We start from the raw sequence: 21,763 nt of genomic DNA on the forward strand, positions 1-21,763 counted from the left end.
GAGAACAACTTAAAAAGCCTGCCTATGGAATCATAGACAGGCTTGAGTCATTTTTCAGATGGACGTTCGATCTTATCTTCGATTTCCCGTAAATGATCCGCACGTTTTGAGAGCGCACGACGCTTCAGCCATTCTTCCGTACCGCGACTGACTCCCCAGATGGCGAGTAAAATTAAAAATAGAAGGACAAGACGCATCGGACGTTCAAGGAACGTGGACCATTCCTTTCCGATTAGCGAGAAGATGATGACGACGATCAGACGACCGGCACCAGCAGCGATCAAATACGTCCGCAGCGATAGTTGAATCATGGCGGAAATGGACGTGATGATGAACGCAGGCATGAACGGAAGCGAGAAAAAGAATCCGAGTGAGATGGGACTCATGTGACGAACACGTTCGATCCACTGTTGTGCGGCATGGTGTTTTTCAAGCCAACGCGTAACCGGACGACGAAATAGATATCGAATACAAGCGAAGACGACGAGTGATCCAAGCATGCTCCCGACCCATGATACGAGAACACCCATACCAAAACCATAGGTTGCCGCATTCGCGGAAATGATCAGGACGAGTGGCAGGAAAGGAAATAGAGACTCAAGAAACGGGGCAATCAAACCGGTGGCAGCTCCTCCAGGTAAGTCTTGGAGAAAGAAAATCATCTGCTCGATCCAGTCACGAAGTGTATGGAGCATTCGGAATCCTCCTTGCGAGATGTACTACTGTGTTTTATTTTACCTCTTTCTGATTCAGAAAGGGAATGAAATTCCTTGAAAGGGATTCAGGAATTGTAGATTGTACATTCGAAAGGGAGTTGGTATTATACTTAAATGGGTGCGTTTTGCAGGCGTTCCCAGCTAGTCAATAGCTAGACGCTTCGTTTGCCAACGTTCGTTTTACTGCAAAAAACTGACATGGGGGCTAATGAGGAATATGAAACCTTATCGCGTACTATTATTTTATAAGTATGTTCCGATCGAAAATGCGGAACAGCTAACGAAAGAGCATCTTGCTTACTGTAAAGAGCTCGGTATTAAAGGTCGGATTTTGATCGCACCAGAAGGAATCAACGGTACACTCTCTGGAACGGTCGAACAAACGGAACAATACATGAAGGACTTGACGGCGGATCCACGATTCGCTGACATCGAATTCAAAATCGATGAAGTCGAAGGGCACGCCTTCAAAAAGACGTTCGTCCGTTACAAAAAAGAACTCGTCACATGGCGTTTTGAGGATGAATTCAACGTACCAGAAGAACACGCTGCGTATCTTGAACCAGCAGAGTGGAAAGAAATGATGAAACAAGATGATGTCGTCATTCTCGATGTACGCAACAACTATGAATACGACCTCGGACACTTCAAGAATGCTGTAAAAGTGGATGTCGATGCTTCACGGGAATTCCCGGAGTGGCTTGACGAGAACGAGCATTTGTTTGAAGGGAAAAAGGTTCTCACATACTGTACGGGTGGCGTTCGTTGTGAAAAATTCACGGCGTACTTCCGTAAACGGCAACAGAGTGATGATATCTTCCATCTTAAAGGTGGAGTCGTCATGTACGGAAAAGATGAACAGACGCAAGGAGAAGACTGGGAAGGCGAACTGTACGTCTTTGATGAGCGTGTACAAGTTCCTGTTAATGCCGTTAATCCTTCTGTCGTCTCAGAATGTTACTACTGTGGAAAACCGGAGACGCGCTACGTTAATTGTGCAAACCCGGAATGTAATCGACAGCACTTCTGCTGTGAAGAATGCGAACCAAAAGTCATGCGTTCGTGTTCCGATGAATGCCGGGAGCATCCGCGCAACCGTTATGAAAAAGAGCAACAAGAAGAATTAGTATAAGGCACGCGTAAAAAGCCGGAAGATTTCTTTATTAGTAGAAATCGCCCGGCTTTTTGTGTATTCACGAGGAAGGAAACAAGTAACGTAAAATATCCGGTAAACGCTCGGCCCAGGCCGTTTCATGATGAATCGCTTCCGGAATGATCGTATAGCGACTTTGAGTAAGTTTCTGTTCGACCGCTCGCGCTAAGACATCATTTGTGTGTAAATAATCCGTTTCGGTCATCGGACCACTCACTTCTTTTGTCCCAACATCCATATAACAGCGATGGGTAGCAGACAGCGACGGACTGCGCTCGATGAATTCAAGGAGTGAGGAGAAGTTTGCCCATCCGGCCGTCGACAGGGCAGCGACGCGCGTGATGACTTCCGGATATGCGAACAATCCATAGAGCGAAATGACGCCACCCATCGAGCTGCCGATCATCGTCGTATCGTCAGGGCGTGTCGCGTAGTTGGCATCAATGTACGGTTTTAACTCGCGGATGATCCAGTCCATGTAGACCTTACCGTTTCCCCCGATCGACTTCCGGTGCGAAGGATAAGCAGTCCGCATCAATAAAGCTTCATCACTCCAAGGAGCGTAGTCATCGTAACGATCCATTCCGTCTTCTGGACTGTCGATCGCGACGACCATTGCCGAAATCTGTGTCTGTTGTAGCGCAAGATGAATCTCCCAGCCTTTTCCGAACGAGGCGGTCTCTCCACTGAAGACGTTTTGTCCATCGTGCATATAAATCACAGGTAACGCTTCAGAAGGATCTAAATGGGGTGGCCGATGAATCCGAATCGTCCGATGAGTTTGTGATGTCGGTAGCGTCATTTCAATTTCAGTAATCGACAATAGAGTCACGACCTTTCAAAGGTTTGCATAATGCGCGGTACAATTGCGCCCATTGTGTTTTCCGCCGACATAGAGTGCATGATCGGCTTGACGTAACGATTCTTCGAACGTCCGTTGATATCTTTCCTCCACTGTATCAATTCCGAGGCTGACCGTTAAGGACAGTCGGTGACCATCGACGAGGAAGGGACGATCCATGACCGCATGGCGGACCGTCTCGGCAATCTGGATAGCAGCCTCTTGACTACCATTTCGCAACAGAAGTACGAATTCCTCCCCACCATAACGAGCAGCAAAGACATCATCATATTGTAATTGGATCGCCTGGATACGTCGACCGAGTTCACGAAGGACGAGATCGCCTACTTTATGACCGTACGTATCATTGACACGTTTGAAATGATCGATATCGAACAGGATCACGGAGAGCGGATAGCAGTCAGCGGCAAATTCCTGCCGACCGTGTTCATAAAAAGCCCGACTATTCGGTAATTCGGTCAAGGCATCGGTCCGACTTTCCGTATAGAGTTGGACCGTTTCACGTGAGCGTTCTAAGACGCGACAAAAGATACGGAGCAAACGAGATAATTCGTCGGCATTTGTCACATCATAGGCGTCTGCGACTTGATGGAATAGGATGATCGAAACATCGACCTCTCCGCTCGTAATCGAAGGAATCGCTAGCATCGAGTGACGATCGACAGGCAATCCGATTTGAATATCGTTTCCCCAGTCGCAACGCAGCCCATAGATGATCGGGGTATGCAAATCGTCGGCTGACAAGGAATGAAACAGTGGTAACACGTCGATTGGTTGTTTCGTCCGGATGTTATAGATGACTTGTTTCCGCTGTTGTTGAATCGAGATCCAACCTTCAGAAAACGGCAATAGATGCGGTAAATCGAGGAGCAACGAATCGATCGTCTCGCGCTCGAAGCGGGAAATCAACAAGTGTTCCTTCGCATCATCAAATCGCTTGGCATTATCGTTTGCTTCAAGGGAGTCACCACGCTCTTGCAACAGACGTTTGAACAAAAAGAGAATCAATGCGGAAACTGTAGCCGCGACGAGCGGACTTTCATCGTAGAACCAGATTCCAAGTAGAGCACTTAACATGCTAATCCCGTAGACGAGGGACTGAAGTTTTACGAGACGTTGCCAATCGTATTTCAAGTAGAGGAAGCGATTGACGAACAGACATTGGAAATAAGAGACAAGGAAGACGGTGATCAAAAAGCCGATGAAAGGGAGTAAGGCTTTCGTATACGTAAAGTTTGAGCCGATTGGTCCGCCGAGCGCATAATACGCAAAGGCTGGAAGCGAGATGTAGACTAAATCGAACAAGGCGTTGATCGGGTAGAGATAAACGAAACGTTTCCAACGAATCGCTTTTCGGTGAGACATGAATTGAAAGACGAGAATACCGACTTGGCTTAAAATCAAGGCGTACGTTAAACCGTAATTGAGGAATAAAAATAAGATGATGCCTTCTTGGAATGTATAGTAAATGCCACCACGACGGACATTATCGAACTGAAACAGGAGAACGAGTCCGAATAAATAAAGAGTGTTGATGATGGAGACAGAAGGATGGAAGGTTGGTGGATGAACGATGCCGATCACTAATAATGTCAAGGCGACGAGACCGAAGACGATCCAGCTCGTCCGGGCTACATGTTGGTAGTAGCGCATGAAACATCCCTCCCCCTGAGAAGTATCTTTTATTCCTATACCCGAATTGTGGAAATTTTGATGAGCCATTTACCAAAAAAATAAGGTTGAGAGAAAAGAAAGAATTGCGTATAATGTGAAAGATATCGAATACAGTCAATGATGAAGAGAGTAACGGTTGATATTCGTCAACTAGCGAATCAGGGAATGGTGGAAGCCTGAGGACGAACCGGTCGTGAAGCGCACTTCTGAGACGCTGCCCGATTCCAGAAGGAAAAGGCGTAGCCGGGGGAACCCCGTTATCCCCAAACAAGGTGGGTGTCGAAATGACACCAAGAAGAGTGGTACCGCGGTCATTCCGTCTCTTTGCGCGTGGCGCAAGGGGCGTTTTTTATTGCCAAAAAATCAGTGAAGCAGGAGGAAATAAAGATGAGTTATAAAGCGCAGTATGCAGAAGTATTACATCAAGTCATGGAAGGTGCCTTATCAGTTGAACAAATCGAACAACTGATTGAGCAACCGAAACATGAAGATCATGGAGATCTAGCATTCCCATGTTTCATGCTCGCTAAAGCATTCCGTAAAGCACCGAACATGATTGCTTCGGAGCTCGCAGAAAAAATTGACGCGCCGTTGTTCTCGAACGTTCAAGCTGTTGGTCCTTACATCAACGTCTTCTTGAACCGGGATGTCGTCTCGCAAGAAATCGTCAACCAAGTTTTGACGGAAAAAGAGGCGTTCGGATCAAGTGAAGCCAACGGGAAAACGATCGTCACTGATTTTTCATCACCAAACATCGCGAAACCCTTCTCGATGGGTCACTTGCGTTCGACAGTCATCGGGAACGCGCTCAACCAGATTTCGCGTAAAAAAGGGTACGACGTCGTCGGTGTCAACCACTTAGGGGACTGGGGAACTCAGTTCGGGAAATTGATGGTCGCTTACACGATGTGGGGTGAGGAAGAAGCGGTCCGTGCAGAACCAATCAAGGAATTGTTGAAATTATACGTCCGGTTCCACGAAGAAGCGGAAACAAATCCGGCACTTGAGGACGAAGGACGTCTCTGGTTCAAAAAACTCGAACAAGGTGATGAGCAGGCGACAACTCTTTGGACGTGGTTCCGTGAAGTCTCACTCGTTGAGTTCAACCGTGTCTATGAGATGCTTGGTGTTAAATTCGATAGTTTGAACGGAGAAGCCTTCTACAACGATAAGATGCAACACGTCATCGATTTGCTCGAAGAAAAAGATCTCCTCGTCGAATCAGAAGGGGCAATGGTCGTCGACCTCGAAGCAGAAGGTATGCCACCTGCCTTGATTAAAAAGAAAGATGGCGCAACGCTTTATGCGACACGTGACTTAGCAGCTGCCGTCTATCGTCTTGAAACGTACCGCTTTGAGCAAGCGTTCTACGTCGTCGGTGGGGAACAAGCGCTTCACTTCAAGCAATTGTTCGCAGTCTTGAAGAAACTTGGATTCGAAAACGTCGACGGAATGCACCATGTCCCATTCGGTTTGATCATGAAGGACGGAAAGAAAATGTCGACGCGTAAAGGTCGGATCGTCTTGCTTGAAGAAGTACTACAAGAAGCAATCGATGTTGCGAAGCAAAACATCGCGGAAAAAAATCCGAACTTAGCGAATGCCGAAGCCACGGCTCGCCAAGTTGGTGTTGGCGCGGTCATCTTCCATGACTTGAAGAACGAACGGATGAACAACATCGAGTTCGATCTTGAGCAGATGTTGAAATTCGAAGGCGAAACAGGACCGTATGTCCAGTACACGAATGCCCGTGCGCACTCATTGCTCCGTAAAGGTGGCTATGATGGAACACCATTCGCTGGTAGTGCAGATGATCATGCATGGGGTGTCGTCTCGATGCTAAACCAATTCTCGACGGTCATCGATCGCGCGTTCACACGTCGTGAGCCATCAATCATCAGCCGTTACGTCTTAGATCTTGCACAAAGCTTCAATAAATACTACGGACACGTCCGTGTTCTCGAAGATGACGCAGCAAAACAATCGCGTCTTGCACTCGTCAAGTCTGTCACGATCGTCTTGACAGAGGGTCTTCGTTTGCTTGGTGTCGGCGCTCCAGAAGAAATGTAAGACCAATCCACGAATAAGAAGAGGTAGATTATGAAGACTGAGACGAAAGAACGATTACAGCAAGCTGCTTCACAGATGAAGCAGGAGCCTTTGGCAGAAACGGTCGCCTTCATGGCTGAGTTTCACGGGAAAGTCGCTGCTTGGTTACCGGGAGAGTCTGTCGATTTCGTTCACGATTTCGTGACGGCGCCGGAAGCCGATTTGATTGCTCCGATTGAAGGAGACGCATTACGGACGAAAGACAATTTTGAATTCTTCATGCGTAAGAAACAGACACGGAAAAAACTGGGTGAACTGTTGACGCTTTGGAAGTCAGCACGTACGACAGAGACGTTGAGTCAAATCGATGCGATCGGATTGAAAAAATGGCTCGCTCGTAATGAATTCCGTTCGGAAGACAAACCATGGGATTATTTGAACCGTCTGCATGTTCTCCTGTTCCTTGATTTGATGACGACGATCATCGATGATCATCGATTGACGAGTCTGCATGAGCAACTTGTCGGTACGACACCAGTCCCGACGAGCTTCGTACGTCGTCAAGGGGATGTCCGTCAAGTCATCGAAACATTCGCGGAAGAGACGAACTTCACACAAGTGGATGTCGTCAAGGCATCGCTTGTCCGTTATCTCTGATCAATAAGATACACGAACAAAAGCCGTCGAGCCCTGTGCCCGACGGCTTTTGTCGTATCTTCTTACTTCGCCTGATAGAACACGATCGTTTGTTGCTCTGAATCGTAAAGACACCATTCTCGTTCGAACACGACGGGACCTAGATTGACGGCATACCGTCCTCCTTTGATGGATAAAGTTTGACCTAGTGGGCTCGGTTTGGCGATGCCATTTCGAAACAAACCTCTGATATGACTATGACCAAAAAAGAGTAACGGTTCGCGTTGTTGTGACAGGTCGGGTAGAAAATCCCGCGACCAACTGAGTTGGTCTCCATGAATCAACAATGCCCCCTCGATGCGTTGTTTTCGAGGGCAATCGCGTAATACATCGATGACAGGAGATAGATGCGGTGGAACGAGCGACAGGATGCGCTCTTCTTGATTACCAAGTAACGTCTTAAAATCAATCAGCTTTAAAAAATCATCATCGAGCGTCACGACGAGGGAGAGCGATTCGAAAGAATAGCGCTTTGCTCGCTTTTTACCGACATGGCATTCATGAACATCACCGAGACAAAACAAATGCGCATCGGGAGCGAGCCGCCGTATGTCAGCTAGGACAGCCGCTGTGTCGGCTACTGAGCTGTGAAGATCCGCAAAAAGGGCATAACGCATGATCGACCACTCCTTTGTTAAGGAGATACCCGAAAATGCGTCATGCCCATCTTTTTTCAATTAAGTCGTACGGATCTTATTCTGTTTCGACTGTGACGCCACGTTCTGCGAAGACGACTTTTGCGACTTCAAGTGCGTTCAAGACACGTGGGAATCCAGTGTAAGGAACAAGATGCATGATAGCTTCGACGATTTCGTTTCCTGTTAAACCAGCTGTCAATCCAGTATTGATGTGGAGAGCAAGCTGTGGTTCTGTACCTTGTGTGACGAGAGAAGCAATCGTCACGATTGCGCGGTCACGGTTGACGAGACCATCGCGGCTGTAAACTTCACCGTATGCGAAATCCGTGATCCACTCACCGACTGCTGGAGCGATATCTTTCAGGGATTCAGAGATTTTGTCATGCGTCGATTGTGCAGCGTTTGCGTCTGTGAATTCGCTGAGTTTTTTAACGCCTGTTTCGTGACGTGATTCAAAATGAGTTGCCATGGTAAAGGACTTCCTTTCTTTTTTAACGATGTTCTCATCGTAAAGGAAGAATTTCCATTCTACAAATACATGGTTTTTATGAAAAGTATGCTTATTTGGAATACATATCGCTGACGAATTGAATCCATTTCCGCGTCACGTACGATTGGTAGCGACCGGTTGGAACAGCGATTCCTAAGTGCCACGGGACTCGTGTTTCAAGTGGGATCGTTTTGACGCCACGAATCGAAAAGCGATCCGCGATCGAACGCGGCAGGACAGTCACGGCATTTCCTTCTGCGACTAGTAAACATAAGAAGTCCCACTGCGAGCTCACCCGAGACACGTTAGGCGTAAATCCGGCATCTTGGCAGGCGTTCAAGACAACATCGTGTAGCGAGAACGTTTCGTTGAACAAGACGAACGGCATGTCGGAAACTTCTTCTAACGCAATCATCGACCGATCAGCGAGTGGATGATCACTCGGTAAGAATAAATGAAGTTCTTCTTCAATGAAGGGGTGTGTCGTTAAATGCTCATCCGAAGGCAGCACCGTTGCGATCAAATCGACTTCACCGGCGACGACCGCTTTTTCTAACGCATGTCCACCGGCTTCGATTAATTCGATTTGAATCATCGGATACATCTCTTCGAAGCGACGCAGTAGACCCGGGAAAAACAGCGAACCAATTAGTGGGGGTACGCCGAGCCGAATCGTTCCCTTCGTCAGATGCATGACATCATAGAGATGAGAAGGCAGATCAGATAACTGTCGCAGAATCTTTTCACCTTCAATCAATAAGGTCTCGCCGGCATCCGTCAGGACGATTTGTCGTTTGCTCCGGTCGAACAATTCCATCTCAAGTTCTTCTTCTAAGTGACGGACCATTTTACTGAGTGTCGGTTGCGTGACGTGGAGATGTTCAGCGGCACGAGTGAAGCTTTTGAAGCGTGCCACTTCCGTAAAGTATTCCAGTTGGCGGAAATCCATCAGTATTCTCCTATTCTTTTGAGTTATAGATGTCATAACAAGTATTCATTTTTATTATTCTTTCAATCAGCGTACAGTAAAGAGACCGAACACGTAAAGATAAAGAAAGAAGGAATCCATCATGATGAAACAACTCGAAGGAAAAGTCGCGTTAATTACAGGAGCAGCAAGCGGAATCGGTCTTGAGATCGCTGAAGAATTCGCTCAAGAAGGTGCGAAGGTCGTCATCGTCGATCTTCAGGAAGAAGCTGCAAAACGCTCTGCTGAAACGCTTCGTGAAAAAGGCTTCGATGCGTTTGCTGTCGCAGGTGATGTGACAAGTGAAGAGGCAATCAAATCAAGTATCGATCAGACTGTCGCACATTACGGAACGATTGATATCGTCATCAATAACGCGGGAATGCAACACGTCTCACCAATCGAAGAGTTCTCGACTGAGAAATTCGACTTGCTTCAAAGCATCATGCTTCGTGCACCATTCCTTTATACGAAATATGTCTTCCCGATCATGAAAAAACAAGGCTCTGGACGGATCTTGAACATGTCATCGATCAACGGATTGATTGGTTTTGCAGGGAAAGCTGCTTATAACAGTGCGAAACACGGTGTCATCGGTTTAACGAAAGTCGCAGCATTAGAAGGGGCAACTTCGGGTATCACGGTCAACGCGATTTGCCCAGGATATGTCGATACACCACTCGTCCAAAACCAATTGTCTTCGCTCGCTGAAACACGGAATGTACCACTCGAACGTGTATTAGAAGAAGTCATCTATCCACTTGTCCCGCAACAACGGTTACTCCAAGTCAAAGAAATCGCGGATTACGCTATTTTCCTTGCAAGTGACAAAGCAGCAGGTGTCACGGGTCAAGCTGTCGTTCTCGATGGTGGTTACACAGCGCAATAAGCAACAATATAAATGAAGGGAGGTGCTTCTTGGATACGATCCAGAAAGCACCTCCCTTTTTTGTTTGATGGACTGAACAAGAACGTTCAGCCGATTTAACGCGAGTAGATTAACGGAAGTTAATGAATTGAACGTCGACCGATAACGGAAGCTCACGAACGATTTGCATGACTTGTTGCAAGTCGTCACGTGATTTACCTGTGACGCGGATTTGATCATCTTGGATCTGTGTCTTCACTTTTAATTTCGATTCCTTGACGGCATTGTTGATCTTTTTCGCATCGTCACGATCAATCCCGCTCTTAAGGATGACGCGTTGGCGAACCGTATTGCCAGCAGCCTGTTCGACTTTTTCGTACTGCAGGTTTTTGGTCGGGACTTCGCGCTTGATCAATTTTGCTGTTAAGACATCTTTGACTTGATCGAGTTTGAAATCGTCATCTGAGATTAGAATCAAATCCTCTTTTTCGAGCTTCATGTCGCTCTTTGAACCTTTGAAGTCGAAGCGGTTCGTGATTTCTTTTAGTGCGATCTGAACTGCATTCTTGACTTCCTCGATGTTGATTTGTGACACGATATCAAATGAATTATCTTTTGCTGCCATGTTAATCTCCCCTTTCATTCCACTCTCTATTTTAGAGAGGAATACCGGAAGCGTCCACTGCTTTGAAATTTTGTTATAATAAAAACCATGAAATGAAAGGGGTGCTTAGCTTTGAAACAAACAGCAGACATGTTGACGCTCACACCGCAAGAACTGGATGAGCGATTTGCCTATAGTGGAAATGATTTAGGAGCGACCTTCTCAGAGACAGCGATTCGCGTGCGCTTATGGGCGCCGACGGCAGAACGTGTCGTGATTCGTCTCTACAAGACACTACGCGCACGAAAAGTCGAAGAGGTCGAGATGGTGGCAGGCGAACGGGGAACGTACGTCGTTGAACTCGATCGAGCGGCATATGAAGGTTATTTCTATACGTTTCAAGCGAGCATCAACGGACAAAAGGTCGAGGCGGTCGATCCGTATGCGAAAGCCGTCGGAACGAATGGAAAACGCGGTGCGTTGATCGACCCGACAAGTGTGACACCAGAACGATGGATCGAAGAACGCCCACTGTTCCATTCTTCGCAAGACGCAGTTGTGTATGAATTACATGTACGCGATGCAACGAGTCATCCGGCTAGTGGTGTCGTCGCACGTGGTACGTTCGCTGGGCTGACGGAAGCAGGGACACGGACACCAAATGGCGGATTGACAGGACTTGATTATTTAGCGGATCTCGGTGTGACACATGTCCAGTTACTGCCGATCTATGATTTTGGCTCAGTCAATGAGACAGCGCCGAACGACCCGGATAACTATAACTGGGGGTATGACCCGGTGAACTACTTTGCGCCGGAAGGTTCATACTCGTCGAATCCAGATGATCCACGAACGCGGATTCTTGAATTAAAACAATTGGTACAAGCGTTACACGATCGCGGGATCCGTGTCATCATGGACGTCGTCTTCAATCATACGTATGATGTAGCAACGGTTCCGCTCGGTCAGTTCGTTCCTGGATACTTCTATCGTCAAGAGGCGGATGGTAGTCTCTCAAATGGTAGTTTCTGTGGAAATGATACGGCATCTGAACGTCTGATGATGCGAAAGTTCATTCTTGATTGTGTGACGTACTGGGCGAAAGAATACCATCTGGATGGTTTCCGATTCGATTTGATGGGACTGCATGATGTCGAGACAATGAATCAGGTGCGCCATGCACTTGACCGGATTGATCCGTCGATTCTGATCATCGGTGAAGGTTGGGATCTCGATACGCCACTTGATCCAGAAGAAAAAGCGAACTACTTCAATGCACCGAAAATGCCAGGAATCGCTCACTTCAATAACGGTTTACGAGACGGGGTCAAAGGAGATGTTCAAACGCCGGAAGACCGTGGTTTCATCAGCGGGGCATTCGACCGGACGAGTGAAGTCAAACGGGGAATCGCTGGTAACGTCTCTTCACAAGGATTTGCTGATGAGCCGAATCAGGTCGTCTCGTATGTCGAAGCTCACGATGATTTGACGATTTGGGATAAATTAACGGTGTCTCGCCCAGAGGATACGGAAGAGACTCGTCGGAAACGGCAAATGCTCGCGAATGCGATCATCTTGACGGGACAAGGGATTCCGTTCCTTCATGCCGGACAAGAGTTTTTCCGGACGAAGGACGGTATTCGTGACAGCTTCAATGCCGGAGAGGTCGTCAATCGTCTCGATTATGAACGTGCAGAAACAGAGCGCCCGGCCGTCGAGTACGTCAAAGGATTGATTGCCCTTCGTCGTCAGTATCCGATGTTCCGTCTCGCAAACGCATCGATGATCAAAAAGCATCTTCGTTTCCTCGAAGAAGGGGAAGGTGTCATTGCCTTTGAACTGAAGCGAACATATGAAGGATACGTCGAACGGCAGCGTGTCTATCATAATGCGACGGAAGAGGATATCACGATTGAATTGCCAAACGGTGAATTCGAGGTGTTAGTGGAGTCGGGTGCCGTTAAGTTGCACGCACCACGACTGCATGAAGAGAAACAGTTGGTCGTTCCAGCATTGACGACGACGGTCATCGCCGAACGAAAAGCGGACTACAAGAAGTATGCGGTGGCAGGTGGTGCAGCACTGACAATTATCGGATTGTTGTACGCAGCGAACAAACGTCGTAAGAAAACCGATTAAATCAAGAAGGACGAAGCGCTATAAGACTTCGTCCTTTTTTTACGTGGATGACAGTCCGATGTCAGTCTGTCATGCAATTGACTTGCGAAAATCATCGAAACATTGTTTGAAGATACATCTTTCGGGAAAATTATATGTAGTATTTAAGATGTTGTTTTGAAGTGAGAGGGTGTACGTTGTATGTTCGGTTTCGGTGATTTATGGAAATTCTTTTTATCGTTCTTTTTACTGCTACCTATCGTGACATTGATTCATGAGATGGGTCATTACTTTTTTGCCCGATTGTTCGGTGGAAACATGGAAATCAATATTGGTTCAGGCAAATCATTGCTTCGTGTTGGTCCAATTCGACTGAATCGTGTTTATTTTTGGGATGGATGGTGTCAATATGAGGCGCTACGTCACGAAACGAAGTTTGCTAATATCATGGTCTATGCTGGTGGATCGATCGCGAACTTGGTGAGTATCTTAGTCGTAAATGGTCTTATTTATGCCGGCGTGTTCGAGGCGTCGATTTTTACGTACCAATTTGCGTATTTCTCGTTTTATTTCGTCTTTTTCTCCCTCTTCCCGATCGATCATCCGAATGGTTATCCGAGTGACGGAAAAGCAATCATCAATGTCTTCCGTTACGGTAAATCAGACTATCATCCACAATCTTAAACGAAGATTAAAGCCTCCTTCTGTCATTGGAAAAGAGGCTTTTTACTTAGGATTCCGATTCGCTAGACGAATCCGATTCTGTTTTCGCTTGTTCCTGCTCGAGTTCGACGAGCTTTTGAATCAAGATATGGCGCGGCATATGCATCAGTTGTTCAAGTGGTACGTTCAGACGTTTTGCGAGTTCGACAGCCGTCTCTGCTGATAATTGTAAAGGTTTCATCGTGTTCGTCCTCCTTTTTCCATGAAGTTAGTATAACAGGAGGTGCAAGCCGAGCGCATCAATAGTAGCGAGAAACTGAGAAGGTTGATACCGTATGAAGTAGGAAGTGATGCATATGTATAAACCTGCTGCAGAGCTGTTACTCCATGAATCCGTCTCACTGTTTGATCGAATCGGGGAGGATTTGCTTCTTTTTCGAGATCGCCACGGATTTATGAAATGTGATGCGGATTTAAGACCACTATGGGAAACAGCATGTGCGTATGTTCCATTCTCCTGGTACATTGAGCCAGGCGGTGGACGATTGTTCATCGTATTTGAAGAGTCAGCTTATTTTGGTTTACTAGATTTAGAGCAAGGGCATTTAGATTATATCAAGCGACCCGCTGCTTTTTCCGAGGCATGGTTCAGTAATTTATTCTTGTGGCAAGATGATGAGATCTTCCTGTACACGGCAGAAACAGACGTCGTCTGTGTGAACGTTCAAACAGGGGACTGGCGGTACTCAAATTATGAAGAGGCGCCACTGTTCGGGCGCTTAGTGGAGCGAGGATATGATACACGTTTGACGTTCGAACGATTCATCGCACCTACGACGATCATTTCTTATGATGATCTAAAAGAACGGTATGTGATTTGGGACGCTGCGACGAATCAGGAATCGATCATTCCTTTTTCAGATTACGCGGAGTACTCGCTCGTTGATCACCGGCACCAATTGTTTTCGATCACCGATTCATCTCGTTTTTACTTGTATGAGAAGAGTCAGCTGAAATATAAGTTCGAGGGATGTCATTCCTCCGTTTTACTCAAAAGTGTGTTACTCGATGAAGAGGCGCGACGTCTTGCGATCGTATCGACATCGGCGACATTCGGCAACACATGGGTTCAAATTTTTCAAAAGACGTAATGAAACATCCTTTTCGCTTTTCAGCAAGAAGGATGTTTTTTGTACGTTTATACAGAAAGGGGACGCATCATGCAACGGCTTGGTCATCTGATGAGTACGTATTTTCGAGGAGTGTTGATTGTTTGGGCAATCCTGCTCGTCGTGCTTGGATATTTCGCTTATCAACTACCCGATCGGCTAGAAGGAAACGGATTTACGCGTGACGGTGATTTTCAACGCGTCGAGACAGTACTCGATCAAGACTTCGGTCAGGATCCGCATACGATCATCGTTCTATTTGAAAATCAAGAGAATCTACAACAAACGATGGTGGAACATGTCGAGCGCTTCCGTGATATCAAAGGTGTCGGGAACGTCACTGGTCCTGTTGAAAATCCGCGAGCGATTCGGAACGATAAGGGATACGTGACGGTCGGGGTACCGACACTTGATGCGAAATGGGCAGCTGCGGTCACACGTCAACTGGATGATACCGGAACGATTCGACTAACGGGTGAACCAGTCGTCGTCGATGATTTGAATACAGCGTCGAAAAATGATCTCATCCGGGCTGAGTTGATTGGAATTCCAGCAGCGTTGATCGTCTTGCTACTCGTTTTCGGTACTCCGGTTGCCGCCATCCTACCGTTGATCATGGGACTCGTTACTTTTGTCTTTGGTGCCGGTGTTCTTTATTTCGTCGCCGGGCAACAAGAGTTATCAATCTTCGTCTTGAATGCGGTCGCGATGATTTCGCTGGCGCTCGGAATTGATTTTTCGCTGTTATACGTCAATCGATTTCGCGAAGAACGGCAGGACGGACAAGATATTCGGAAGGCGGCGATCCGTTCGGTCGAGACGGCAGGGCGTTCAATTTTATTTTCCGGAATCTGTGTATTCGTCGGACTTGCCGGGCTATTGCTGATTGATGTGGATGTCTTCCGCGCTGTTGCGATCGGGACGCTCGTTTCGGTCCTCGGGGCAGTCGTCAGTGCATTAACGTTACTACCGGCACTATTGATCGTTTTCGGGAAGGTGTTAGAGAAAGGACGACTCTTCCGGCAGCGAGCAGGTCGTAGTGAAGATCGTTGGCGTCGCCTCGCTCGTTTCGTCATGAAGCGCCCGGTCGCAGTCACGATTTTGTCCTTATTGCTGTTGTTACCTTGTTTATTGCCGTTACGTGATTTGACGTTGAACATTCCGCAAGCGACCGCTTTACCGGAATCGTATCCATCGCGTCTCGCCTTTGAGTCGTGGGAAAAAACATTCGGAAACGATGGAACGGACGCCGTCCTCATTTTATCTGCTGATGCTTCCTCAGAGGTGGGACGAGAAAAAATCGAAGACGTGACGATTCGACTCGAGTCGGATCCCGATGTACGTTCCGTCGTATCCGCCGCAACGATTGCCGAACAGCAACAAGTGACGCTCGAGCAGTTAGTCGCTGTTCCGGCCGGGCGCGAAGCTTTGACGGCATTTCTATCAGAGAACGACCAAGCACGAATTGATGTTAACTTAAAAGGAGATCCCGGCGATGCTGCTTCGCAAGACTGGGTGCGAAAGATGCAAGCGGACGGTTATCTTGTCGGGGGACCGGCAGCCTTCAATCAGGAAATTTATGATGCCATTGAATCGAAACTCCCACTAGCAGTCGGTGTCGTCGTTTTGGCGACATTCATCATCCTGCTGATTGCGTTCCGGTCCATCTTGATCCCAATCAAGGCGATTCTGATGAATTTGCTTAGTCTAGGAGCGACATTCGGATTACTCGTCATCTTGTTCGAGTCCGGCGCAGTTCTTCCGCAGGAGACGATCGGCATTCTGACACCGGTCTTCATCTTCTCACTCGTCTTTGGTTTATCGATGGATTATGAAGTGTTCCTCGTCTCGCGAATGGAAGAGTATTATGACGAGACAGGCGATAACGATTACGCGACCGAGATGGGGCTTGCGAAGACGAGTAAAATCATTACGTCTGCTGCCTTGATCATGATCGTCGTCACAGGGGCGTTTGCCTTCACGGGCGTCAGTCCAATTAAACAACTTGGCGTCGGTATCGCGCTTGCGATATTTATTGATGCTACGATCGTCCGGATGCTACTCGTCCCCGCACTGATGAAACTATTTGGTCACTGGAACTGGTGGTGGCCGGGTGGTCGTCGTAAAGCGATCCGCAAGTGACACATCACGTAAGCACATCAGTAGCTATTCAGAGGAAGACGAGCGTATACTGTCGATATTCAATTCAAGAAATTAGAGGAGGCACTTCACTCATGGCAACTCAAGCAATGTTTGAACCATTTACATTACCAAACGGTGTGACGCTGAAAAACCGCGTCTTGATGGCACCGATGACGAACTATGCGGCACAAGAGAACGGCGAAGTATCGGATGCGGAACTCGCGTACTATGCGGAACGTTCAGGCGGCGTCAGTGCGGTCATTACAGCATGTGCGAACGTCACGGCAGACGGTCAAGGATTCCCGAATGAGTTCGGTGCGCATCGTGACGATCTCGTTCCAAGTCTGAAGCGACTTGCAAAAACGATTCAAGATAAAGGCGCAAAAGCGATCTTACAAATCTTCCACGCTGGTCGCATGGCACCACCAGAACTCGTCGGTGGGCAAACAGTCAGTGCAAGTGCTGTCGCACCCGTACGTGAAGGGGCAATGACACCTCGTGCATTAGAGGCAGAAGAAGTTGAAGCAATCGTTGAAGCATTCGGTCAAGCGACACGTCGTGCGATGGAAGCTGGATTTGATGGTGTTGAGATTCACGGTGCGAACACGTACTTGATTCAACAATTCTTCTCACCACACTCAAACCGTCGCGAAGACAAATGGGGCGGTAGCTTAGAAAAACGTCTCGCCTTCCCATTAGCGGTCGTGGATGCAGTCGAAGCTGTCGCGAAACAGGATCCTTCGTTCATCGTCGGATACCGTTTCTCTCCAGAAGAGATCGAAAATCCAGGAATCACACTCGATGATACGATGCGCCTCGTCGATGAGCTGGCGAAAAAAGACCTCGATTACTTGCACGTTTCCGTGATGGACTTCTTCGCAGGTTCGATTCGTGACGAAAATGCAACGACATCACCAATCACGCTCGTCCAAGAACGTGTTGGCGAACAAGTACCTGTCATCGGTGTCGGATCGTTGCACACAGCGGACGAAGTCGAACAAGGTTTGGCTGTCGTTCCAATGATCGCCCTCGGTCGTGAACTGATCATGGAACCGAAATGGGTTGAGAAAGTCGAAGCGGGTGACCTTGCGTCAATCCGGACCGAACTTGATCCAGAAGCACAAGCAGAACTCGTCGTTCCAGATGCGTTATGGGCAGGTATCACAAGTCGTCCAGGCTGGTTCCCGATCAAACAAACAAGCAAATAATAGAACAGCATCAAAAAGCACTCTAGATCTCGTGTCTAGAGTGCTTTGAGACTGAAGGTAAAGTGCAATTTTTCTCTAACGAGAAGGATTGCGCTTTTTTGTTCGTCTCGCATCATTTTCCTGGGACAAGCATCGCGCCGCTTCGCTTCGCTGCAGGGTCGCTCTTGCTTGTTTTTCCCTAGGAAGCGATGTCGAGTGAACAAAACGCTTCTCTGATCCTTCGGTATAAAAAGAATGACGCGCCACACGCCACTCCTACAGGGAAAAGCGCATTTATGCGATGTCAGAGACAAACGAGACCCGTTTCCTGCTCGAATAGAGCGGGAAAACTGGCTTGTGTCTCGCCTGAGGAAAGGGCGTGAAAAGATGCATCATTTTTTGGAGTCAGCCCTGTTGTCTACAATTTTTTTGTTTATTAATAGGCAACCTGTCCCATCCGAACGCCACAAAACGTATGCAAGGTGACCGGATCCTGTAGATTCGTTCGTTCCAACATATCGTTTAAGAGCAAGGCACAGACGTAGGCATCCTCTTTCGCATCATGGTGCTGGAAAGAGACGTTGAGGAATTCTGCCATCGTATTCAATCGATGGTTCGGCAACCACGGATACAGTTTGCGGGATAACTTGACCGTGCAACCGTACGTGAAAGCAGGCATCTGGTACATATCGTATTTTTGAATCGCTTTTTGGAGCGCCCCCATATCAAATGATGCATTGTGGGCGACGACCAGTTGAGCACCTGCAATTAAATCGTATAAGCCATGTGCTTCCATCGCTTCAGGTAACGTCGGTGCATCGAAGACATCACTCGGACGAATTCCATGAACCCGGATGTTTCCGGCATCGAAGTTTTCTTCTGGATTGATTAAGACCTGTTTACTCTCCGTGACGCGACCGTTAGAGAGAACGGACCAACCAAACGCACAAATACTTCGGCTATTCCGATTTGCCGTTTCAAAGTCAATCGCTAATGTATACATGTAGCAGGCTCCTTTCTGTCATTCACTAGTAACAGAATACATGTTCGTATTATAGAAGTCCATCAAAAAAGACCATCTGCAAGGCAGATGATCTGATATCTCTTCCATTCACTTCGCGGTGGCGACTTTTTGTTCCTCTGCGACGTATTCCTCCGGCTTAAATAACAGAACGCGATCTTTATAGGCGAAGACAAGGGCCGTCAAGACAGCCATCGCATCAGCGATCGGGAAAGCGAACCAGACACCATTGACACCGAAGAACAGGGGTAAGATTAGGACGAGTGGAATCGTGTATAACGTTTGGCGTGACAAGGACAAGAATAAAGCGACTTTTGCTTTGGCGAGCGATTGATACATCCCGTTGACAATCATTTGAATCCCATAGACGAACGATAGAGCGAATAAGATGCGCATCGCACTCGAGCCTTCCTGCAGCAGTGTTGCTTCTTCCGTGAACAAGCCGACCCAAAAACGGGGGAACAGTTGAATCAGTAACCACAAGCTGATTGATAACGATAAGCCGTAACGGATTGCGAGTTTGATGGCAAGCGACATCCGGCTAAATTGCCGAGAACCGAAATTATACCCGACGATCGGTTGCATCCCTTGTACGATCCCCATGATCGGCATACCGACAAGCGCCATGAACTTATTGATGACCGCAAACGTCGCTAGTTCTGTCGTACCCCCGTACCGGACGAGCATGTGGTTGACGGTGATGAACAAAATCGATTGGGAGACTTGCATGATGAACGACGATGATCCGATTTGCATCATCCGAAACGTTAAACGGAAATCGGGTTTGAAAGCATTCCGATCGAGTGTTAACCCCGTTTGCCGACGTTTCGTAAAGAAGAATCGGAAAACAAGTGCAGCACCGACGATTTGCGCAACGACTGTCCCGAGTGCAGCACCTTGGATGCCCCAATCAAGACCAAAGATGAACAGAGGTGTCAGGACGATGTTGATGGCAACCGTCGTCAACATGACGCGCATCTGATAGTTCGCGCGTCCTTCTGCGCGTAACATTGCACTCGACGCCATCGTCAACATGAAGAAAGGAGATCCGATCAAGAGGACGCGTAAGAAATCGATGCTATACGGCATGATTTCATCTGTCGCTCCAAAGAGACGAAGTAACGGTTCGACGAAGATGAAAGCACTGATGATGGCGAGCATACTGATGAAGAAAACCGCTATCAAGACGTTCGCATAAGCACGACTGGCACCATCCGTCTGTTTTTGACCAAGCCGTTGTGACGCAATCGCAGCCCCCCCGATCCCAATCGAGTTGGCGATTGCCATCAACACGAGCTGGACGGGGAAAGCGATTCCGACAGCGGCAACGGCAGCCGTACCGATGCCTTGAGCGACGAAAATCGTATCGACGATATTATAGAGTGCCGTGACGAGCATCCCGACCATTGCCGGCAAGGAGAGACTAAGTAAGAGCTGGTTGACAGGTGCTTCACCCAAACGGGCAGTGTTTTTATTCATGGAAGGAGAGCCTCCTTTTTTAGACAAGTGGTAAGTAGGGTTTTACTCAGAGTAGTCGCTTCTATGAAGAGATGCAAGAAATCACTCTAGTCAATGTGTTCGTTCCATGAAAAAAGGATGCGCCATGAAGCGCATCCGATGGAACTCGTTTTAAGATGGTGTAGGCAAGTACCCTTTCGAGTACTCGAAAGCAATGAATAAAATGGCACCGAGCGCCAAGTAAGCGAGTAAGGTGATCGTTTGTTGTTTTTTCGGCATCTGGTGATACTGGACCGACTCTTCAGCGAGTCGGAGCGGTTCGATCCGCTGATCGATTCGTCGCAACAACGCATCGTAGTCGTTCGCAGCATCATATTGATACCGTAACAGATCGTCCGCTTCCTGACGTGCCTCTTCTGGACTCGCTTGTCGCAAATCTTGTAAATCGAGACGAAGCGACCAAGCAATCGGATCGTACGTACTTTCGACCGTTTGTTCTTCCTCCACTTCCGGTGCAAGAACGACTTCAGCGTTTGCACGTTCCTGCTCCGCCTTTGCGCGTAAGACGCGTTCGCGTGCAGCACGGTATAACATCAAGGTCGATCGGTTCGCCTCATATTGTTTTGCGAACTTATACCGTTTCCAGACAGCACTGCCGCCGAAGAAAGCAATCAAGAGCAGAATCAGGCTGAAGTTCGTGATGCCGTAAGCAATCAAGGCAGCAAGACCAGCGACCCAAACGATGATCGGAAGTCCCGCAAGAATCCGTCCGCCGTCAAGCGGACTGACGGGAAGTAGGTTGAAGAGATTCAATAGAGCTCCGAGATGGAAGATGACGAGCCAAAAGTCATTTCCCGTCACAGCGTATCCAATCGCAAGCGGAATCAGGGACACAAGACCCGCGAGTGGTCCACCGTACGCAAGAATCGCTTCTTGTTTTGGTGTCCGGAACGTATCTTTGATTCCGATGACGGCTCCCATGAACGGTACGAAAATCGCGGGACCCGTTTTAAAACCGAGTCGTTTCGCAGCGAGTAGATGTCCCATCTCATGAATGAATAGGAGATAGAGCAATCCGACTCCGAACCAGACACCGAATACTTGAGCGTAAAAGAGAAGCGAAACTCCGAACGAAATCAGAGTGCCTCCAAACTTCGAAAGTTTCAATAAGGCAAGGATGACCTTTCCTTTCGTTAAGAGAAAGGCGCCGGCAACAGCAAGTCCACCCCAACGTTTTTTAGCCATCGTGAAATTCCTTCTTTCATCATGTGACGTTCTTCCTTAAGTG

At 47.8% G+C, this 21,763-nt stretch carries 20 protein-coding genes and 1 other annotated feature; of the genes, 9 read left to right on the forward strand and 11 right to left on the reverse strand.

Annotated features, from left to right (window positions below):
- Nucleotides 1-47: 47 nt before the first annotated feature.
- The gene (locus KNQ18_RS14095; protein ID WP_023469681.1) at nucleotides 48-695 is read right to left on the reverse strand and encodes a TVP38/TMEM64 family protein; all 648 of its coding nucleotides are present in this window, start codon (nucleotides 693-695) and stop codon (nucleotides 48-50) included.
- A 238-nt stretch (nucleotides 696-933) separates the two neighbouring features.
- Here KNQ18_RS14095 and trhO point away from each other — a divergent pair, with 238 nt between their 5' ends.
- Nucleotides 934-1,848 (forward strand): oxygen-dependent tRNA uridine(34) hydroxylase TrhO, encoded by a 915-nt coding sequence (gene trhO / locus KNQ18_RS14100; RefSeq protein WP_082627445.1) that lies wholly within the window; start codon nucleotides 934-936, stop codon nucleotides 1,846-1,848.
- Nucleotides 1,849-1,909: 61 nt separating this feature from the next.
- Here trhO and KNQ18_RS14105 read toward each other — a convergent pair whose 3' ends face one another.
- A complete protein-coding gene (locus KNQ18_RS14105; protein ID WP_215085222.1) occupies nucleotides 1,910-2,692 on the reverse strand; it encodes an alpha/beta hydrolase in 783 nt (260 codons plus the stop codon).
- A gap of 15 nt (nucleotides 2,693-2,707) precedes the next feature.
- On the reverse strand, nucleotides 2,708-4,384 hold the full coding sequence (locus KNQ18_RS14110) for a GGDEF domain-containing protein (protein ID WP_214725105.1): 1,677 nt from the start codon (nucleotides 4,382-4,384) through the stop codon (nucleotides 2,708-2,710).
- Between the two features lie 129 nt (nucleotides 4,385-4,513).
- Nucleotides 4,514-4,732 (forward strand) — a binding site (T-box leader).
- Nucleotides 4,733-4,792: 60 nt separating this feature from the next.
- Between KNQ18_RS14110 and argS the strand changes: the two genes are divergently transcribed.
- Nucleotides 4,793-6,475 carry an arginine--tRNA ligase gene (gene argS, locus KNQ18_RS14115; RefSeq protein WP_214725102.1) on the forward strand — a complete coding sequence of 561 codons (1,683 nt, stop codon included), beginning with the start codon at nucleotides 4,793-4,795 and terminating at the stop codon, nucleotides 6,473-6,475.
- A 30-nt stretch (nucleotides 6,476-6,505) separates the two neighbouring features.
- Nucleotides 6,506-7,111, forward strand: coding sequence for a hypothetical protein (locus KNQ18_RS14120; RefSeq protein WP_214725101.1), 606 nt, complete (start codon nucleotides 6,506-6,508; stop codon nucleotides 7,109-7,111).
- Nucleotides 7,112-7,173: 62 nt separating this feature from the next.
- Here the strand turns inward: KNQ18_RS14120 and KNQ18_RS14125 are convergent, their stop codons facing one another.
- From KNQ18_RS14125 to KNQ18_RS14135, 3 genes are all read right to left on the reverse strand, one after another.
- Nucleotides 7,174-7,767 (reverse strand): metallophosphoesterase family protein, encoded by a 594-nt coding sequence (locus KNQ18_RS14125; RefSeq protein WP_214725099.1) that lies wholly within the window; start codon nucleotides 7,765-7,767, stop codon nucleotides 7,174-7,176.
- A gap of 76 nt (nucleotides 7,768-7,843) precedes the next feature.
- Nucleotides 7,844-8,257 (reverse strand): carboxymuconolactone decarboxylase family protein, encoded by a 414-nt coding sequence (locus KNQ18_RS14130; protein ID WP_023469674.1) that lies wholly within the window; start codon nucleotides 8,255-8,257, stop codon nucleotides 7,844-7,846.
- Nucleotides 8,258-8,348: 91 nt separating this feature from the next.
- A complete protein-coding gene (locus tag KNQ18_RS14135; RefSeq protein ID WP_050678448.1) occupies nucleotides 8,349-9,227 on the reverse strand; it encodes a LysR family transcriptional regulator in 879 nt (292 codons plus the stop codon).
- A gap of 121 nt (nucleotides 9,228-9,348) precedes the next feature.
- Here KNQ18_RS14135 and KNQ18_RS14140 point away from each other — a divergent pair, with 121 nt between their 5' ends.
- Nucleotides 9,349-10,134, forward strand: a complete 786-nt coding sequence (locus KNQ18_RS14140) for a 3-hydroxybutyrate dehydrogenase (RefSeq protein WP_023469672.1) — start codon at nucleotides 9,349-9,351, stop codon at nucleotides 10,132-10,134.
- A 109-nt stretch (nucleotides 10,135-10,243) separates the two neighbouring features.
- On the opposite strand, the gene KNQ18_RS14145 is transcribed toward KNQ18_RS14140, so the two are convergent.
- Nucleotides 10,244-10,738, reverse strand: coding sequence for a YajQ family cyclic di-GMP-binding protein (locus tag KNQ18_RS14145; protein ID WP_023469671.1), 495 nt, complete (start codon nucleotides 10,736-10,738; stop codon nucleotides 10,244-10,246).
- 111 nt (nucleotides 10,739-10,849) lie between these two features.
- Here KNQ18_RS14145 and pulA point away from each other — a divergent pair, with 111 nt between their 5' ends.
- Complete coding sequence (gene pulA, locus KNQ18_RS14150; protein WP_251133430.1) at nucleotides 10,850-12,856, forward strand: type I pullulanase; 2,007 nt, start codon at nucleotides 10,850-10,852, stop codon at nucleotides 12,854-12,856.
- A gap of 180 nt (nucleotides 12,857-13,036) precedes the next feature.
- Nucleotides 13,037-13,519, forward strand: a complete 483-nt coding sequence (locus tag KNQ18_RS14155) for a site-2 protease family protein (protein ID WP_058265683.1) — start codon at nucleotides 13,037-13,039, stop codon at nucleotides 13,517-13,519.
- A 46-nt stretch (nucleotides 13,520-13,565) separates the two neighbouring features.
- Here KNQ18_RS14155 and KNQ18_RS14160 read toward each other — a convergent pair whose 3' ends face one another.
- Nucleotides 13,566-13,739: a YycC family protein gene (locus KNQ18_RS14160; protein WP_023469668.1), complete on the reverse strand. Its 174-nt coding sequence runs from the start codon at nucleotides 13,737-13,739 to the stop codon at nucleotides 13,566-13,568.
- A 115-nt stretch (nucleotides 13,740-13,854) separates the two neighbouring features.
- Here KNQ18_RS14160 and KNQ18_RS14165 point away from each other — a divergent pair, with 115 nt between their 5' ends.
- The 3 genes from KNQ18_RS14165 (at nucleotide 13,855) to KNQ18_RS14175 (ending at nucleotide 18,017) form a co-directional block, all read left to right on the forward strand.
- The gene (locus KNQ18_RS14165; protein ID WP_082663182.1) at nucleotides 13,855-14,649 is read left to right on the forward strand and encodes a hypothetical protein; all 795 of its coding nucleotides are present in this window, start codon (nucleotides 13,855-13,857) and stop codon (nucleotides 14,647-14,649) included.
- 69 nt (nucleotides 14,650-14,718) lie between these two features.
- Nucleotides 14,719-16,809 carry an MMPL family transporter gene (locus KNQ18_RS14170; RefSeq protein WP_214725094.1) on the forward strand — a complete coding sequence of 697 codons (2,091 nt, stop codon included), beginning with the start codon at nucleotides 14,719-14,721 and terminating at the stop codon, nucleotides 16,807-16,809.
- A gap of 92 nt (nucleotides 16,810-16,901) precedes the next feature.
- Complete coding sequence (locus tag KNQ18_RS14175; RefSeq protein ID WP_058265686.1) at nucleotides 16,902-18,017, forward strand: NADH-dependent flavin oxidoreductase; 1,116 nt, start codon at nucleotides 16,902-16,904, stop codon at nucleotides 18,015-18,017.
- Between the two features lie 415 nt (nucleotides 18,018-18,432).
- Here KNQ18_RS14175 and KNQ18_RS14180 read toward each other — a convergent pair whose 3' ends face one another.
- The 3 genes from KNQ18_RS14180 to KNQ18_RS14190 form a co-directional block, all read right to left on the reverse strand.
- Nucleotides 18,433-18,999 carry a 3'-5' exonuclease gene (locus tag KNQ18_RS14180; protein WP_053452136.1) on the reverse strand — a complete coding sequence of 189 codons (567 nt, stop codon included), beginning with the start codon at nucleotides 18,997-18,999 and terminating at the stop codon, nucleotides 18,433-18,435.
- Nucleotides 19,000-19,107: 108 nt separating this feature from the next.
- Nucleotides 19,108-20,496, reverse strand: a complete 1,389-nt coding sequence (locus KNQ18_RS14185; protein ID WP_149427994.1) for an MATE family efflux transporter — start codon at nucleotides 20,494-20,496, stop codon at nucleotides 19,108-19,110.
- Between the two features lie 150 nt (nucleotides 20,497-20,646).
- Entirely contained in the window at nucleotides 20,647-21,720 is a 1,074-nt protein-coding gene (locus KNQ18_RS14190) for a site-2 protease family protein (protein WP_149427993.1), read from the reverse strand.
- Nucleotides 21,721-21,763 lie beyond the last annotated feature (43 nt).

Origin of the sequence: Exiguobacterium sp. s78, assembly GCF_018618985.1 — a bacterium.
In the GTDB taxonomy this organism is placed as follows: domain Bacteria; phylum Bacillota; class Bacilli; order Exiguobacteriales; family Exiguobacteriaceae; genus Exiguobacterium_A; species Exiguobacterium_A abrahamii.

Excerpts from the sequence above, each read along its gene's own strand:
- KNQ18_RS14095 (WP_023469681.1), bottom strand. The coding sequence starts at position 695 with ATGCTCCATACACTTCGTGACTGGATCGAGCAGATGATTTTCTTTCTC.
- trhO (WP_082627445.1), top strand. The coding sequence starts at position 934 with ATGAAACCTTATCGCGTACTATTATTTTATAAGTATGTTCCGATCGAA.
- KNQ18_RS14110 (WP_214725105.1), bottom strand. The coding sequence starts at position 4,384 with ATGCGCTACTACCAACATGTAGCCCGGACGAGCTGGATCGTCTTCGGT.
- argS (WP_214725102.1), top strand. The coding sequence starts at position 4,793 with ATGAGTTATAAAGCGCAGTATGCAGAAGTATTACATCAAGTCATGGAA.
- KNQ18_RS14120 (WP_214725101.1), top strand. The coding sequence starts at position 6,506 with ATGAAGACTGAGACGAAAGAACGATTACAGCAAGCTGCTTCACAGATG.
- KNQ18_RS14125 (WP_214725099.1), bottom strand. The coding sequence starts at position 7,767 with ATGCGTTATGCCCTTTTTGCGGATCTTCACAGCTCAGTAGCCGACACA.
- KNQ18_RS14130 (WP_023469674.1), bottom strand. The coding sequence starts at position 8,257 with ATGGCAACTCATTTTGAATCACGTCACGAAACAGGCGTTAAAAAACTC.
- KNQ18_RS14135 (WP_050678448.1), bottom strand. The coding sequence starts at position 9,227 with ATGGATTTCCGCCAACTGGAATACTTTACGGAAGTGGCACGCTTCAAA.
- KNQ18_RS14140 (WP_023469672.1), top strand. The coding sequence starts at position 9,349 with ATGATGAAACAACTCGAAGGAAAAGTCGCGTTAATTACAGGAGCAGCA.
- KNQ18_RS14145 (WP_023469671.1), bottom strand. The coding sequence starts at position 10,738 with ATGGCAGCAAAAGATAATTCATTTGATATCGTGTCACAAATCAACATC.
- KNQ18_RS14155 (WP_058265683.1), top strand. The coding sequence starts at position 13,037 with ATGTTCGGTTTCGGTGATTTATGGAAATTCTTTTTATCGTTCTTTTTA.
- KNQ18_RS14160 (WP_023469668.1), bottom strand. The coding sequence starts at position 13,739 with ATGAAACCTTTACAATTATCAGCAGAGACGGCTGTCGAACTCGCAAAA.
- KNQ18_RS14165 (WP_082663182.1), top strand. The coding sequence starts at position 13,855 with ATGTATAAACCTGCTGCAGAGCTGTTACTCCATGAATCCGTCTCACTG.
- KNQ18_RS14170 (WP_214725094.1), top strand. The coding sequence starts at position 14,719 with ATGCAACGGCTTGGTCATCTGATGAGTACGTATTTTCGAGGAGTGTTG.
- KNQ18_RS14175 (WP_058265686.1), top strand. The coding sequence starts at position 16,902 with ATGGCAACTCAAGCAATGTTTGAACCATTTACATTACCAAACGGTGTG.
- KNQ18_RS14180 (WP_053452136.1), bottom strand. The coding sequence starts at position 18,999 with ATGTATACATTAGCGATTGACTTTGAAACGGCAAATCGGAATAGCCGA.
- KNQ18_RS14185 (WP_149427994.1), bottom strand. The coding sequence starts at position 20,496 with ATGAATAAAAACACTGCCCGTTTGGGTGAAGCACCTGTCAACCAGCTC.
- KNQ18_RS14190 (WP_149427993.1), bottom strand. The coding sequence starts at position 21,720 with ATGGCTAAAAAACGTTGGGGTGGACTTGCTGTTGCCGGCGCCTTTCTC.